At 57.0% G+C, this 13,107-nt stretch carries 14 protein-coding genes; 7 read left to right on the forward strand and 7 right to left on the reverse strand.

Annotated features, from left to right (window positions below; all coding sequences use genetic code 11):
- Positions 1–96 precede the first annotated feature (96 nt).
- Together CYR55_RS00790 and adiC are read right to left on the reverse strand one after the other, a co-directional pair.
- Positions 97–2,412 (reverse strand): Orn/Lys/Arg family decarboxylase, encoded by a 2,316-nt coding sequence (locus tag CYR55_RS00790; protein ID WP_101814270.1) that lies wholly within the window; start codon positions 2,410–2,412, stop codon positions 97–99.
- A gap of 55 nt (positions 2,413–2,467) precedes the next feature.
- The gene (gene adiC, locus CYR55_RS00795) at positions 2,468–3,811 is read right to left on the reverse strand and encodes an arginine/agmatine antiporter (protein WP_101814271.1); all 1,344 of its coding nucleotides are present in this window, start codon (positions 3,809–3,811) and stop codon (positions 2,468–2,470) included.
- Positions 3,812–4,353: 542 nt separating this feature from the next.
- On the opposite strand from adiC, the gene CYR55_RS00800 reads away from it, so the two are divergent.
- From CYR55_RS00800 to CYR55_RS00810, 3 genes are all read left to right on the forward strand, one after another.
- On the forward strand, positions 4,354–4,869 hold the full coding sequence (locus tag CYR55_RS00800; protein ID WP_101814272.1) for a YlaC family protein: 516 nt from the start codon (positions 4,354–4,356) through the stop codon (positions 4,867–4,869).
- Positions 4,870–4,969: 100 nt separating this feature from the next.
- The gene (locus tag CYR55_RS00805; RefSeq protein WP_101814273.1) at positions 4,970–5,242 is read left to right on the forward strand and encodes a hypothetical protein; all 273 of its coding nucleotides are present in this window, start codon (positions 4,970–4,972) and stop codon (positions 5,240–5,242) included.
- Positions 5,243–5,271: 29 nt separating this feature from the next.
- Complete coding sequence (locus CYR55_RS00810; RefSeq protein ID WP_101814274.1) at positions 5,272–5,532, forward strand: hypothetical protein; 261 nt, start codon at positions 5,272–5,274, stop codon at positions 5,530–5,532.
- Positions 5,533–5,570: 38 nt separating this feature from the next.
- Here CYR55_RS00810 and CYR55_RS00815 read toward each other — a convergent pair whose 3' ends face one another.
- Complete coding sequence (locus CYR55_RS00815) at positions 5,571–5,786, reverse strand: YccJ family protein (RefSeq protein WP_101814275.1); 216 nt, start codon at positions 5,784–5,786, stop codon at positions 5,571–5,573.
- A gap of 208 nt (positions 5,787–5,994) precedes the next feature.
- Here CYR55_RS00815 and CYR55_RS24090 point away from each other — a divergent pair, with 208 nt between their 5' ends.
- Together CYR55_RS24090 and CYR55_RS00820 are read left to right on the forward strand one after the other, a co-directional pair.
- Positions 5,995–6,126, forward strand: coding sequence for a hypothetical protein (locus CYR55_RS24090; RefSeq protein ID WP_277622293.1), 132 nt, complete (start codon positions 5,995–5,997; stop codon positions 6,124–6,126).
- Positions 6,127–6,479: 353 nt separating this feature from the next.
- Positions 6,480–6,731 carry a hypothetical protein gene (locus CYR55_RS00820; RefSeq protein WP_101814276.1) on the forward strand — a complete coding sequence of 84 codons (252 nt, stop codon included), beginning with the start codon at positions 6,480–6,482 and terminating at the stop codon, positions 6,729–6,731.
- Between the two features lie 180 nt (positions 6,732–6,911).
- On the opposite strand, the gene CYR55_RS00825 is transcribed toward CYR55_RS00820, so the two are convergent.
- The 3 genes from CYR55_RS00825 to CYR55_RS00835 all read right to left on the reverse strand — a co-directional run bounded on the left by CYR55_RS00825 (position 6,912) and on the right by CYR55_RS00835 (position 8,591).
- Positions 6,912–7,151: a hypothetical protein gene (locus tag CYR55_RS00825; protein WP_241522049.1), complete on the reverse strand. Its 240-nt coding sequence runs from the start codon at positions 7,149–7,151 to the stop codon at positions 6,912–6,914.
- A 182-nt stretch (positions 7,152–7,333) separates the two neighbouring features.
- On the reverse strand, positions 7,334–7,777 hold the full coding sequence (locus tag CYR55_RS00830) for a universal stress protein (RefSeq protein ID WP_101814277.1): 444 nt from the start codon (positions 7,775–7,777) through the stop codon (positions 7,334–7,336).
- A 31-nt stretch (positions 7,778–7,808) separates the two neighbouring features.
- Positions 7,809–8,591, reverse strand: a complete 783-nt coding sequence (locus tag CYR55_RS00835) for an IclR family transcriptional regulator (RefSeq protein WP_241522050.1) — start codon at positions 8,589–8,591, stop codon at positions 7,809–7,811.
- 243 nt (positions 8,592–8,834) lie between these two features.
- Between CYR55_RS00835 and CYR55_RS00840 the strand changes: the two genes are divergently transcribed.
- Both CYR55_RS00840 and CYR55_RS00845 read left to right on the forward strand, forming a co-directional pair.
- Positions 8,835–10,448, forward strand: coding sequence for an MFS transporter (locus tag CYR55_RS00840; RefSeq protein ID WP_101814279.1), 1,614 nt, complete (start codon positions 8,835–8,837; stop codon positions 10,446–10,448).
- 44 nt (positions 10,449–10,492) lie between these two features.
- A complete protein-coding gene (locus tag CYR55_RS00845) occupies positions 10,493–11,527 on the forward strand; it encodes an HlyD family secretion protein (protein ID WP_101814280.1) in 1,035 nt (344 codons plus the stop codon).
- A gap of 72 nt (positions 11,528–11,599) precedes the next feature.
- On the opposite strand, the gene mdoC is transcribed toward CYR55_RS00845, so the two are convergent.
- Entirely contained in the window at positions 11,600–12,757 is a 1,158-nt protein-coding gene (mdoC, locus tag CYR55_RS00850; RefSeq protein WP_101814281.1) for a glucans biosynthesis protein MdoC, read from the reverse strand.
- Positions 12,758–13,107: the final 350 nt, after the last annotated feature.

Here is a 13,107-nt window from a genome sequence, read left to right on the forward strand (position 1 = left end):
CGGTACGGCTGCTCATGCCGTAGGGAAAGCACGACATTGCTCACATTGCTTCCAGTATTTTCGCCAGCCAGCAGGCTGGCGTTTTTTTACCCAAGGTTAGCCGGCATCCTTCTCCAGCACCCAGATATGGTATGTGCCGTCAATCATTTCAGCCCCTTCCAGCTCTTTTTCAAAGCCCGGAAATTTTTCTCCCCATTCGGCAATACTGCGGATGTACTGCAACCAGGGCTCTTCGTCACTGCCGAAACGTTCACCGGGCATCACGATCGGAATGCCGGGCGGGTAAGGGATGACCCCCACGGCGGAGATCCGCCCGGCGAGCCGGCTGAGCGGCAGATGCTCGCAGTGCCCGGCCATATGAGCCTGAAACGCCTGACGCGGCAACACCACCGGCTCCGGCAACCGGCCAAACGCCTCGGATTGCAGCTTGTCCATCTGGCTGGTCTTCATGTAGTTGAACATCTCGTCACAAAGGTCGTTCAGCCCCATCCCCGCGTAGCGCGCCGGATAGCCTCCGGCCAGATCCGGCAGACAGGCCGTGACCGGCGTGTTTTCGTCATAGTGGCGTTTGAACTCCAGCAGCACGTTAATCAGCGTGCCCCATTTCCCTTTGGTAATCCCAACGGAGAACAAACAGAGCACCATAAAGTCCGTGGTGCGCGACGGCACAACCCCGTGCTGGGTCAGGAAGGCGGTCACCATCGCCGCCGGGATGCCGGTCTCCATCAGGGTGCCGTCATCATTCATGCCGGGCGACAGGATCCCGGCCTTGATCGGGTCGAGCATGCACCACTCATCCTCCAGCTGATCAAAGCCGTGCCAGCGTTCGCCGGGTTTCAGCACCCAGCAACGTGGGTCGGTGGTGAGTTGCGCTTTTGAGGCCATCCGGAACGGGATCTTTTTGCCGGTTTCCGGGTCAGTGACCTCCGGGGCATTCCACGGCGCAAAAAACCATTCGCCCCGGTCGTGGAAGGTGGCGTTGACCTTGGCCAGCGCCAGCCGGAAATCCACCGCCTCGTTGATCACCTCCTGCGTCAGGGTTTGCCCCTGGCCGCCCCGCATCATCGCGGCCCCGACTTCATTGGCCGCGATAATCGCATAGAGCGGCGAGGTGGTAGCCTGCAACATGTAGGACTCATTGAAGCGGGAGTGCACCACCGGCTTGCGGCCATTCCGGATATGGATGTAAGAGGCCTGCGACAGTGCGGCCAGCAGCTTATGGGTGGAGTGGGTGGCAAACACCGTTGGGCCGTTTGGGTCGTGATCCGCCGGGTCACCGCGCATGGCATAGCGGTGCTGGTAGAAGGGGTTAAAGCGGGCATACGCGTACCACGCCTCATCAAAATGGATCTGGTCCACGCTCTCGGCGAGCAGATCCTGCGCCTGCCCGGCGTGGTAGCACATACCGTCATAGGTGCAGTTGGTGACCACCGCATACACCGGCGTGCGGTCGGCGGCCTGCTCAATCAGCGGGTGGGCGGCAATTCTGGCGCGGATGTCGTCCGCCCGGAACTGCTGTTTGGGGATCGGCCCGATAATGCCGAAGCGGTTGCGGGTCGGCACAAAGAAGACCGGCAGCGCACCGGTCATTACCAGCCCTTGCTCAATCGATTTATGGCAGTTACGGTCACACAGCGCGACTTGCCGGTCGCCAATCACCGCCGCCATGATCGCCCGGTTAGAGCCGGACGTGCCGTTGAGCACCGAATAGCTCTGGTGCGCGCCGAATACCTTGGCGGCATAGGTTTCGGAGGCCTTTATCGGCCCGCTGTGGTCGAGCAGCGACCCCATGGCAGATCGTTCGATGCCGGTATCGGTGCGGAACAGATTTTCTCCAAAGAAGTCGAGGAACTCACGCCCGACGGCGCTTTTGGTGAATGCGACGCCACCCTGGTGGCCCGGTGCGGCCCAGGAGTACTCCGGGGATTCCAGCGTGTAGTGGAACAGCGCCTTGGTGAAGGGCGGCAGCAGCTGGTCATAATATTTGGCGATCAGCGCTTTGGCTCGGGCGGCGATAAAGTCGGCCGTGTCTTCATGCATCCAGACGAACTCATTCACCATGCGCATGATGTCCAGTGTTAAGCTGTCGATGCAGGAGTGTTCCGCCATCAGCAGCACCGGCACCTCCTTGTTGCGGTAGCGGATCTCCCTGAGCAGTGCGGACGCCTGGCTGTGGGAGTCGTCATCGTTGCCGCCGGAAGTCCAGTCAACAAAGATGCAGCAGAGCGAAGCGTCAGACATCACCGTAGCTTTGCCGTCCTCAAAGGTGGCCGCGGGGATCACGTCCAGATTGACGCCCTGCAACGCGGTGATCAACTCCTGCACCGCGCGGCTGTTGGCGGTGTTGCTGTCCAGAATATTGCTGTCCACTACCAGGACTTTACGTTTCTTGTGGGTGCCTAAATCAATCATGCTGCCTGCCTCTGTCAACGTCATCGTGGCCTGCCCACCCTGTTACCGGGGGCACTTAGTCATCGTCGCGTACAAATGGGCGATCGAGCGGGAAGGGATTTCTATGCCGCCGGTTGTAGTTCACGGTATACATGGAGGTGATCACCATCACCGCCACAAAGGACCACATCACCTCCTGTGCGCCGGAGCCGATCACCGCCCAGATGCAGTAGACAAACGCCAGCAGGGTAATGAGAAAGTAAATCGTATGGCGGTGGCCGAGGTGGCCGTGGCCCACCAGCAGCAAGGCTGAACAGGTGTAGAGGTAGGGCACCAGCGTAAAGATCACGGACACCGAAGAGACCAGCGCAAATTGCGCCGTCGCATTGGGGGAGATGCTGGTTATCTGGAAAATGGTCATCAGCACGCCGATAATCAGCAGCCCGGCGACCGGCACATTGTTTTTGTTTACTTTGGCGAAAACAGGCGGGAACAGTCCGTCATCGGCGGCGGCCTTCGCCGTCTGGCCGGCCAGCAGCGTCCAGCCGCCGAGGGAACCGAGGCAGCCCAGCGCAGCGCACAGGGCCACGGTGCCGCCGGCCAGGTCGCCCAGCGCCAGCCGGGCCGCATCACCAAACGGCGAGGTAGAGAGGCGCAGCTCAGCATTGGGGATCATGCCCATAATGGCGGTGGTGGAGAGCACATAACAGACCGCGGCAATCAGTACCCCACCGACGGTGGCAACCGGCACATTGCGTTTTGGGTTTTTCACCACGCCTGCGGCCACCGACGCGCTTTCCACCCCGATAAATGACCAGAGGGTCACGCTCAGCGTGCTCTGGATCGCCCCAACCGGCCCCATGCCGCTGACGTTCCAGGCAGACATATAGGTTTCCCCCTGGAACCAGAACCAGCCGAACAACGCAATGGCTACAATGGGCACCAGCGCCAGCACAGTCGCCACCCCCTGCACCCGGGTGATCATCTTCGGGCCGACAATATTCAGCAGCACGAACAGCCAGAGGATCGCCACACAGGCGATGGTCAGCGGGACAGGCTCTTTGAGCAGTGGAATGAAGTAGCTCAGGTAGCCCACGCCGATCACCACCATCGCAATGTTGCCGATCCAGCACGCCAGCCAGTAGAGCACATTGGTCTGGTAACCGATAAACGGCCCGAACGCGCGGCGGGCATAGGCATAAGAACCGCCGGGGCTGGGATCAAGCGAGGACATTTTGGCATAAACCATCGACAGCGCCAGCGCCCCGAGAATCGTCACCAGCCAGCCCCAGATAGCAATTCCCCCGGTGGCGGCCAGATTCGCCGGCAGCAGGAAAACGCCGGAACCCATAATATTCCCGGACACCATCAGGGTAACGGGAATAAGCCCCACTTTCTGACTTTCTGAATCCGTTGTCATAATTTACCTTACGTTAATTTTTCAGATGGCTGCCCGGAAAAGAGGAAAGAGAATACCCGCTGAAATAGGGCGGCGCAGGCAATAGTAGAAAGATAGTCAGGTTTTCTGCGATAAACAGAATAAAAAAGGAACATATTAATTCACTGATAAAAATCATCTACTTATAAGGTATTTTATTTTCAGGTCGAGAAAGGCGGAAATATATGCGTATAAATAGGGGGTAATAAGTTAACGCAGATAATACGTAATGCGGAAAATAACCAGTTACCAACGTAAACGGCAGTTCAACGAGAAAAATATAAAATAAAAAAGAATGGCCTGGCAGAAAATAATACGCTGGCTTTTACCTGGAACGATTAATGAAACTCATTTTATGAGAGTGGGTGATGCCCATATGCAGTGTAAGGGCTATAACAGTTCTGCGGTGAATATCCCTGAACTGCTATGCAGGCTATAACAGTCACTGTGCTACGCTATGCGTCCTGACACAGGCCTGTTTCCAACACTGGCCTATTTCCAACACTTCCCATGAGGGTGACACGATGGACGCCATCAAGACCATCCTGGTCAGAGAGATCCAGCAGATTAACCAACAGGAACGCCGTGACGGTAAGGCGCGTTTCAATACGGAATTCTTTACCAAACACCCCTGGCTCTGTCTGGCGATGCTGGCCGGTTACCTGGCCGTGGGCATTGTCATGTACTGCTCCCCTTACATGGGGCTGGGGTGGTTTGCCGGTTTCACCGCATTTCTGGTGCTGGTCTCCGGCGGCCTGCTGATGGACATCAAACCGGTCTACCGCTATGAGGACATCGGCGTGCTGGATCTGCGGGTGTGTTACAACGGCGAATGGTATTTCAGCCGTGAAGTGCCGGTGAACGCGGTAGAAGAGATCCTGGCGCATCCGCAGGTGGATAACCGGATTAAAGCGCGGATGCAGGAAATCATCCGCCACAAGGGCAACATCGATTTCTATGATATCTATGACCTGGCACGCAAGCAGGCCAGGCAGCCCGCCCCACTGGCCCACGCCGGCCGGCAGCACCCCGCCCATTGAGAAACAGGGATATGCACATTGCGCATATCCCTGGCGGCACCGGATCGGGTAGACTATACCTATTCACGCAATCAATGCGTTGTCCCGATCAGGAGCCGGCGTGCAGAAGATCAAGCTCACCATTCATCACCTCTATCAGGAAAGTGCCGACGGTAAACAGGATGCGCGCGCCACCGCACGCATCTACGCCGGCGATCGCCTGATCATCACCGAAACCATGTCCGGTCAGGCGCAGCATTACCCGCGTTACCTCAGTGCCGCTGACGATAATGGCCAGCCGCTGCGGGTGGAGTGGGAGACTGATGGCTGCGCGGCGATGTCTGTAAGCCGTGCCGAGGTCTGCCCATGTTGTGGCGGCGATGAGTGGCACTAACCTAGCCAGGCCTAACCAGGGAGCCAGTGATGCAAATGTTGCAAAATGAGGCAGATTACCGCGGCTGGATTATGGCGGAACTGTTTATGGTGCGGGAGCCACGGGACACTACGCTGTTTGTGGAGCAGGAAATCGAGGATTTTATCTTTGATGCCCGCCCAACGGCCTACCCCTGTATTGCCGTGATGGTGCAAACCAAAGGGGAACCGGCGGTGTGCGAACCGAAATTCATCTACAAAGAACAGATTTTTGACTGGGCCCACCAGATGGGGTTCGGCTTCGGCAGCTAACCGGGCTGCCGCCGCAACCGGCGGCAGCCCCGGCGGTATCACACGTTCTTGCGGTCAATCTTCTCTTCGCCCCAGAACAGGTGATCGGCATCTGTTTTTTCAAACGCCTTCAGCAAGACTTCATCATTGCCTTCTTCCCAGATTTTCTGCGCCAGGACTTCGTCGTCATTAGCCAGCTCAAAAATCGCTTCTGCAATCTCGATCGATGTATCCCTGACATTGGCCCAGGATTTAACATTATTCATATCGGTCATTCAAACTCTCCCTTATTGCGATCGCCAGAGATGATCCTCTGGTTGTGTTGATGTTGACCTGTTAACTATGGTACCGACCCGGCAGGTATGCAAATCAACCGCCGCTAACTGCCGGGATTGTGAACAGGTAGCAATCTGTGCGCAATCCGGTACAGACGGCGGTGTGTCAGGTATACTGCCGGGCTGCACAACTGTGAGGAGAGCCACCATGAGTGATGATATTTTCGATTTCGACATCGACGCCGAGCTGGCGAAAGCCGCTGAGAAAACCGAGAAAAAAGCCGCTGAACTGCCTGATGTCGTGGGCGGTGAAGATGAGTGTGAAGGCTGCAAAATCTGACCCGGGCCATCACGGATAAATCCAAAAACCGCTGCGGCGGTTTTTTTGTGCGTGCAGGAAAATGATTAGCTGTTAACAAATTAACACAATCAATAGAATTCTAATATTTAACGGCTCGTATTAATTCATGATAACAATATTATTGTAGAGAATTTCGACGTTTACGATAAAATTTAATTAAAAACGAAAATTTAAATTTTCTTTATTGCTTCACTGTTGCTGTTTTGTTATTTTCAATATAAAGAGAGCAACGGAACGCCTGATTAACGCGGGGATGCGTTAAGAGCCGGGTGAGCAGCGAGATAAAGCGTTGCCGCCCCTGCCGGAGTCTGTTTTAGCTGAAAGGCCACGCCATGCAATTGTTAACTAACGCTTTTGAATACCGTAATTGGATGATGACACATTATTTTATGATCGATGATATCGATGGCACCTCATTATTATCCAACGAAGAGCTCGATGAATATCTCTTTGATTTACGGCCATTGGATTATCCTTGCCTGGCGATGATCACGACCTCAATTAACCAGCCTATGGTCAATGAGGTCACCTTTATATACCGTGAACAAATTGCCCATTGGGCGGAAAGAATGGGCGTCAATTAATTTCCGGGGATAAATAATTGTACGGCCAACACCAGGGTGTACACATAATAACAGCGTTACCCCAGCGATATTTCCAGGCTGCCGATGTGTATCAGGCAGCTTTTTTTTGCATAAAAAAACCAGCCGCCAGGCTGGTTTGATGGCAACGCGTTAACGCGCACCCTGTGCTGCACACGGCCCTTAGCGGGTTTGGGTCGTGGTTGAGGTCGAGGTGGCCGTTGAAATGCCGGTGCCGCCGCTCGGATCGCTGGCCGCCGCGGCAGCAGCAACGCCGCCGGAGAGCAGGGTCGCGTCGGTGGCAGAAGCGGCCCCTGTCGCGGTGCCTGCGGCAATTTCAGCGCCGGCAGTGGTCGCGGCAAAGGCTGCGGACGCCCCGGCCAGGTAAAGCGCAATGGCTGCAGCGGTCATCACTTTCTTCATAGCTAACTCCTTGTGTTAAAGGGGACATAACATACCGTAATGCATTTAACAGTCTAACCTTTAGCCAACCTATAAAATATAAGAAAATGATGAAAATGAATTATAAATTTTGCTTATGTCAATAGGAATATCTTTAATCTGTCGGTTCTTTTTTCTGCGGGTGTGAGGGCAGTCGCGCTGAGTCAGTCACGCACCTCGACCAGCACCGGGCAAGGTGCCGTGGCCATGATATCCGCACACACGGAACCCTTCAGCAAGCGGTCAACCAGACCGCGATGGCGATGCCCCATCACAATCACTGATGCCTGCTGCTTTGTGGCTTCAGCCACCAGCGCCTGCGCCGCATCCCCGACAATAATCTGCCCGGTCACCTTATCGCCCAGTGAATGCAATTGCGTCATCGCCTCGCGCACAATGCGGGCCGCCGCGCTCTCCTCTTCACAAGCGGGCTGATACAGGGTGACTTCCCCGGCCGGGTCACTGCCGCTGTCTACGGCATAGGAGGCATCCACGCAGCAGGTTACGGAGATGCGGGCACCGGAGGCGGCCGCCAGCCCGGCGGCCAGGTCAACCACGCGCCGGGTCTGGCGTGAACCGTCCACGGCCAGCAAAATATGGGTAAACATAGTGACTCCTTTTTACCGGCATGCGCCGGTCTCAGCGGCGATCCAGCCTGCCGACTTCGCCCATTAATGAAGCCCGGCATGCCAGAATGGCGGTATGCAGGGCCGGAAAGTGCCGGTGCAGGCGGTCTGTCGGCACCAGCAGGGAGACGGAATAGCGCCCGAGCAGCGTATCAACCGCGATGCCCATGGATGAAATACCCTCCAGCGTTTCGCCGTGTTCCACGGCCACGCCATCTTGCCGCACCCCCTCTAATTTTGTCAGCAACGTCTCAATGTCACACACGGTGTTGGCCGTCACCGGTTCAAATACGTTACCCAGCAAGCGCCGGACTTCGTCATCACTGCTCAGGGCCAGCAGCGCCCGGCCGCCGGAGGTGCTGTAAATCGGCAGGTTAAGGCCGAAACGCGGCACCACGCGCAGTTCACGGTTCGCCACCACCATGTGGACAATCGCAATCTGCCGCCCGCTGGGGCGCGCCAGCGTCACCGTCTCATTGGTCTCGTTGCATAACGCCTGCAAAAACGGTGTGGCAATGGCGATGATGTCACTGTGTACGGTGGCGACCAGCCGCAACAGGGTCGGGCCGAGGCGAAAGCCGCTGTTGCCGTGGCTGCGCACCATGCCTTCATCTGCCAGCGCCGCGACAATGCGTTGCACCGTGGAGCGGGGCAGGGCCACCGCCTGGGCGATTGCCCCCAGGCTCATCCCTTCCGGATGCGCACCCAGGGCATTAAGAATCGTCGCCGCGCGGGAGATCACCTGAATGCCGCCGCTGCGCTCCTCATCGGTGGCATGGCTGTCATGGGTTGTCACACTACGCTTCCTTTTAAGGTAAAAACCGCAGGTATTTAACGGTATTCTGCAGCTAAACTCAACGCGTACCGCATTGCAATACACCGCACCGTATTGTAGTATTCTCAAAGTGACCGCCATCACATGATGATGCCGGCACTTTACCTGCCATTATCCGCCTCTGCTTCCTGTTGTGTTATGACGTATGGCGTGTTGCCTTCGCGGCAACCGAAAGCAGCGCGCGTAAAACAGATGAGTTTATTTATGAGTGTAGTCAGTGTGCCGCCGGCCAGTGCCGGCGGTACCCCTCCCGCTGCCCCGGTGGCCCAGCCCTTTACCGGGCGGCTGGTGACAGGGCTTATCGGCGTGTTGATTGCCGCCCTCTCATCCGGCCTGAATGACCGGGTCACGGACATCGCCCTGAGTGATGTGCGGGGCGCGCTGAGCATCGGCAGTGACGAGGGTTCGTGGCTGGTTGGCGGCTATCAGGCGGCGGAAGTGGCCGCGATGATGCTGGCTCCCTGGCTGGCGATGACCTTCTCCATGCGCCGCTTTGCCATGTCCATGGTGTTGGGCTTCGGCCTGCTGGGCGCGCTGATCCCGTTTGCACCCAACCTGCCGCTGTTTATCGCCCTGCGGGTGATCCAGGGGCTGTTTGGCGGGGCGCTGCCGCCGCTGTTGATGACGGTGGCGCTGCGCTTCCTGCCGCCCGGCTTTAAATTGTATGGGCTGGGGGCCTATGCGCTCAGCGCCACCTTTGGCCCGAATATGGCGACCTCGCTGGCCGCACTGTGGACCGATCATGTCGGCTGGCAGTTTGTTTACTGGCAGGTGATCCCGCCGTGCCTGCTGGCCTTCGCCATGATCAGCCACGGCATCCCGCAGGATCCGTTGCGGCTGGAGCGGCTGAAGCAGATTGACGCCTTCGGCATGATAACCGGCTGCAGCGGGGTGGCGATGCTGGTACTGGCGTTGCAGCAGGGCGAGCGGCAGGACTGGCTCGAGTCCACGCAGATCTGTGCGCTGCTGTTTGGCGCGGGGGTGCTGCTCACGGTGTTCCTGATCAACGAATGGTATCACCCGCTGCCGCTGTTTAAGTTACAGATGCTGAAACGGCGCAACCTGGCGCATGGCCTGCTGACGCTGGCCGGGCTGATGGTGGTCTACCTCTCCGGTTCGGCGCTGCCGTCGAATTACCTGATGTCTGTGAACGGTTTCCGTGCCGCCGAAATGGGGCCGCTGGCCCTGACCATCGGTGTGCCGCAACTCGTGATGGCCCCGCTGGTGGCGGCGGTCTGTAACCTGCGCTGGGTGGACAGCCGCTGGGTACTGGCAACCGGGCTGGGGCTGCTGGCCTTTGCCTGTTATTGCGGGTCAGAGATTAACAGCGCCTGGGTGCAGGACAACTTCTATTGGTTGCAGGCGATACAGGCCGTGGCACAGCCGATGGCGGTGATCCCGATCCTGATGAGTGCCACCAGCGTGGTGCAGCCGCCTGAGGGGCCATTCGCCTCCGCGATGTTCAACACCGTGCGCGGGCTGGGCAGCGTGGCGGGGTCGGCGCTGCTGGAAACCTTTATCAGCCACCGGGAGAAGTTCCATTCCCATGTGTTGCTGGATCACGCCGGGTCGGTGAGTTACCTGCTGTCGCAACCCTATGACGGCAACCGCGCGCCACCGGCCCCGCTGAATGCCGACGGCAGCGCTGTCTCCAGCGAGGTGCTGGCGCGCTTCTCCACCCTGGCGAAGCATCAGGCCACCATCCTCGGCCTGAGTGATACCTATTTGATGATCATGGGCGTGGCGCTGGGGTTGATTCTCCTGGCGGCGCTGCTGCCGCAGCGGACCTATCCGCCACAGTCGCTGGTCAACCGTTGATTGCCGTTATGTCCGCTCAGAGTGAGCGTTAAGAGAAGGGAACCATGTTAGCAACATCTTCAAAACGTATTCCGCTGCTGGTGGCAGTGATCCTGATTGCCCTGCTGGCCGGCTTTGTGGTGTGGCGTATGGCCGGCCACGGCCATGAAACCACTAATGATGCTTACGTCACTGCGGATTACACGCTGGTGGCCCCGCGCATTTCGGGGCATATCGCCGAAGTCCGGGTAGAAGATAACCAGCAGGTCGAGGCCGGGCAACTGCTGGCCCGGATTGATGACCGTGATTACATCAATGCGCTGAATACCGCTCAGGCCACGCTGGAGAGCAAACAGGCGCAGCTCAAAAGCCTGGATGCGCAGCTGATTAAACAGCAGCAGATGATCCTTCAGGCGCAGGCGGCACTGAGTTCCAGCGTGGCCGGGATGAACTATGCGCGCCAGAGCGCCGACCGTTACCGCCGGCTGTTACAGCAAGGCTCCGGTACCGCCGACCAGCGTGACGAGTCAGACGCGACCTACCGTGAGAAAGCGGCCGCGCACCAGAGCGATGCGGCGGCACTCGAAGCGGCCCAGCAGGAAGTGGATGTGCTGAAGGCGGAACGTGCCGAAGCGCTGGCCGCGATTGACGCCGCCACGGCCGATCTCAGCCAGGCGAAGCTGAACCTCTCATACACCCACATTACCGCGCCGGTGGCCGGTACCGTAGGGCAGCGTTCGCTGCGGGTCGGTGCCTATGTCAGCGCCGGTACCCGGGTGCTGGCGGTGGTGCCGCTGCAGCGTGCCTATATTGTGGCGAACTACCTCGAGACCCAGTTGGGCAACGTAGTACCGAACCAGCCGGTCAGCCTGCGTGTGGATGCCCTGCCGGACGTGGTGCTGCATGGTCATGTGGAGAGCATCGCCCCGGCCACCGGCGCCACCTTCTCGCCGATTGCGGCGGATAACGCCACCGGCAACTACACCAAAGTGGCCCAGCGCCTGGCGGTGAAAATCGTGCTGGAGGCCAATCAGCCGCAGGTACAGCGCCTGAAAGTCGGGATGTCCGTGGTGCCGACCATCGATACCACCCAGCCTTAAGCGCCTGTGCAGGCCATAGAATAAAAACGCGCCCGTCCCGGTCACCGGGGCGGGCGCGCTGCTGTGCAGGCGTCAGCGGGAAGAGGGCACCACCACCGGTTTTTGTGATTTACCGGAGAACAGGAAACGCAGCAGCGGAATACGCTGATGCACTTCATACAGCAGGAAGGCCAGCCCGAAAACAAATATCAGCCCGAGCACAAACCCCACCAGATTATTCTCAATCCGCGGGGTGACAAAGGCTCCATATATCAGCGTCAGCGGATGGTGTACCAGATAGATAAATAGCGATGCGTTAACCAGATAGGTAATACGTGGTGAGTGACTGTTGAGCAACCGGTGGCCAAATGAGAACACCAGATTGACCATCACAATGCCCAGTGTGCCGGTAATCAACGTGTCGATTTCGGGTAAGAAATGGGCAGTGTCATTGAGATGCTGATTGGCGATATAGGCAGCAAACAGCAGCGGGGCCAGCAGCAGCGCCAGCGGTGAAGGCCGGAGCAGCATGGCTTTCAGCCACGCATATTTAAACGCCAGCGCCCCCAGAATAAAGAACGGCAGATAGAACAGCGATTCCATCACCACAAAATTAAAGACGCTGTTAAATAACAGGTCGGGTAACACAATAAGGATCCCGCGCTGAATTACCGCATAACCTAGGCTGAATATCAGGAAATAAAATAAGAGTTTTCCTAAGCTCTGAAAATGATTAGCCGGAAAAGGAACCCGATTAGTCTGAATTGCTTTCAGGCGGCGGAAAATAGAGAAGCCCAGGCAAGTGAGGATAATTAATGTCAACAAAAACCAGAGATGTGAAACTAATTCCCAAATGGTGACATTAATCTTTTCATACACATTAAAGGTTGCCCAGCCCTGAATCCGGTTGGTGAAATTTTTGAGCATAAAGAATTGCGGCAGGGTGATAAGCACCACCGCCGAGAGCATAGGAATCGCGACCCGTTCCAGCCGTACCTTCAGCCAGCGCTGCGGCTCATAGCGCTCATACAGCATATAGGAAAAATAGCCGGAGATAACAAAGAACACCTGCATACGGAAGGCGTGGATCACATCATTCAGTACCGTGAGCAGGGCAGAGGAGGTGTGGCTGTTAACCGCCCATTCGTGGCTGGAGTAGATCAAGGAAAGATGGAACGGAATGCCGAGCAACATCAAATAGGCCCGGATCGAATCGAGAAAGTATTCTCGTGCTACTGTTTTTTTTGTCATAAGTTTCCAGGGTTTTTTCTTTAAGGTCCCGACGCTTATTTTAGCGCGTTTCATAAAACAGGGCGATTCGGGTTACTCTCAAACCGTTTGGCTTAAATCACGGGAGAAAAACCCTACTATAGCCTCCGGCAATTTTCCATAGCCGTTTAATCTCTGCGTTGCTACTCTTGATCGCGGTCATCTGATTAAACAGTGACCCACAGAGAGGAACCATCCATTTATCATGTTGTCGGATAGCTAAATAATCCTTTAATATGGATTTCGAATGATTTCAGCACTCGAAAGGGGGGGTTGTGCGAGTTAAAAATGTAGCCAAGGGGCCGGGTGTGGCAAAAATCTGCGTGTTGAGT

Origin of the sequence: Chimaeribacter californicus (assembly GCF_002858675.1) — a bacterium.
GTDB lineage: Bacteria > Pseudomonadota > Gammaproteobacteria > Enterobacterales > Enterobacteriaceae > Chimaeribacter > Chimaeribacter californicus.

Bases quoted from the DNA above. Each gene is read 5' to 3' on its own strand.
- CYR55_RS00800 (WP_101814272.1), top strand. From the start codon at position 4,354: ATGGACGCCATCAAGACCATCCTGGTCAGAGAGATCCAGCAGATTAAC.
- CYR55_RS00825 (WP_241522049.1), bottom strand. From the start codon at position 7,151: ATGAAGAAAGTGATGACCGCTGCAGCCATTGCGCTTTACCTGGCCGGG.
- CYR55_RS00830 (WP_101814277.1), bottom strand. From the start codon at position 7,777: ATGTTTACCCATATTTTGCTGGCCGTGGACGGTTCACGCCAGACCCGG.
- CYR55_RS00790 (WP_101814270.1), bottom strand. From the start codon at position 2,412: ATGATTGATTTAGGCACCCACAAGAAACGTAAAGTCCTGGTAGTGGAC.
- CYR55_RS00820 (WP_101814276.1), top strand. From the start codon at position 6,480: ATGCAATTGTTAACTAACGCTTTTGAATACCGTAATTGGATGATGACA.
- CYR55_RS00810 (WP_101814274.1), top strand. From the start codon at position 5,272: ATGCAAATGTTGCAAAATGAGGCAGATTACCGCGGCTGGATTATGGCG.
- CYR55_RS00845 (WP_101814280.1), top strand. From the start codon at position 10,493: ATGTTAGCAACATCTTCAAAACGTATTCCGCTGCTGGTGGCAGTGATC.
- CYR55_RS00840 (WP_101814279.1), top strand. From the start codon at position 8,835: ATGAGTGTAGTCAGTGTGCCGCCGGCCAGTGCCGGCGGTACCCCTCCC.
- mdoC (WP_101814281.1), bottom strand. From the start codon at position 12,757: ATGACAAAAAAAACAGTAGCACGAGAATACTTTCTCGATTCGATCCGG.
- adiC (WP_101814271.1), bottom strand. From the start codon at position 3,811: ATGACAACGGATTCAGAAAGTCAGAAAGTGGGGCTTATTCCCGTTACC.
- CYR55_RS00815 (WP_101814275.1), bottom strand. From the start codon at position 5,786: ATGACCGATATGAATAATGTTAAATCCTGGGCCAATGTCAGGGATACA.
- CYR55_RS24090 (WP_277622293.1), top strand. From the start codon at position 5,995: ATGAGTGATGATATTTTCGATTTCGACATCGACGCCGAGCTGGCGAAA.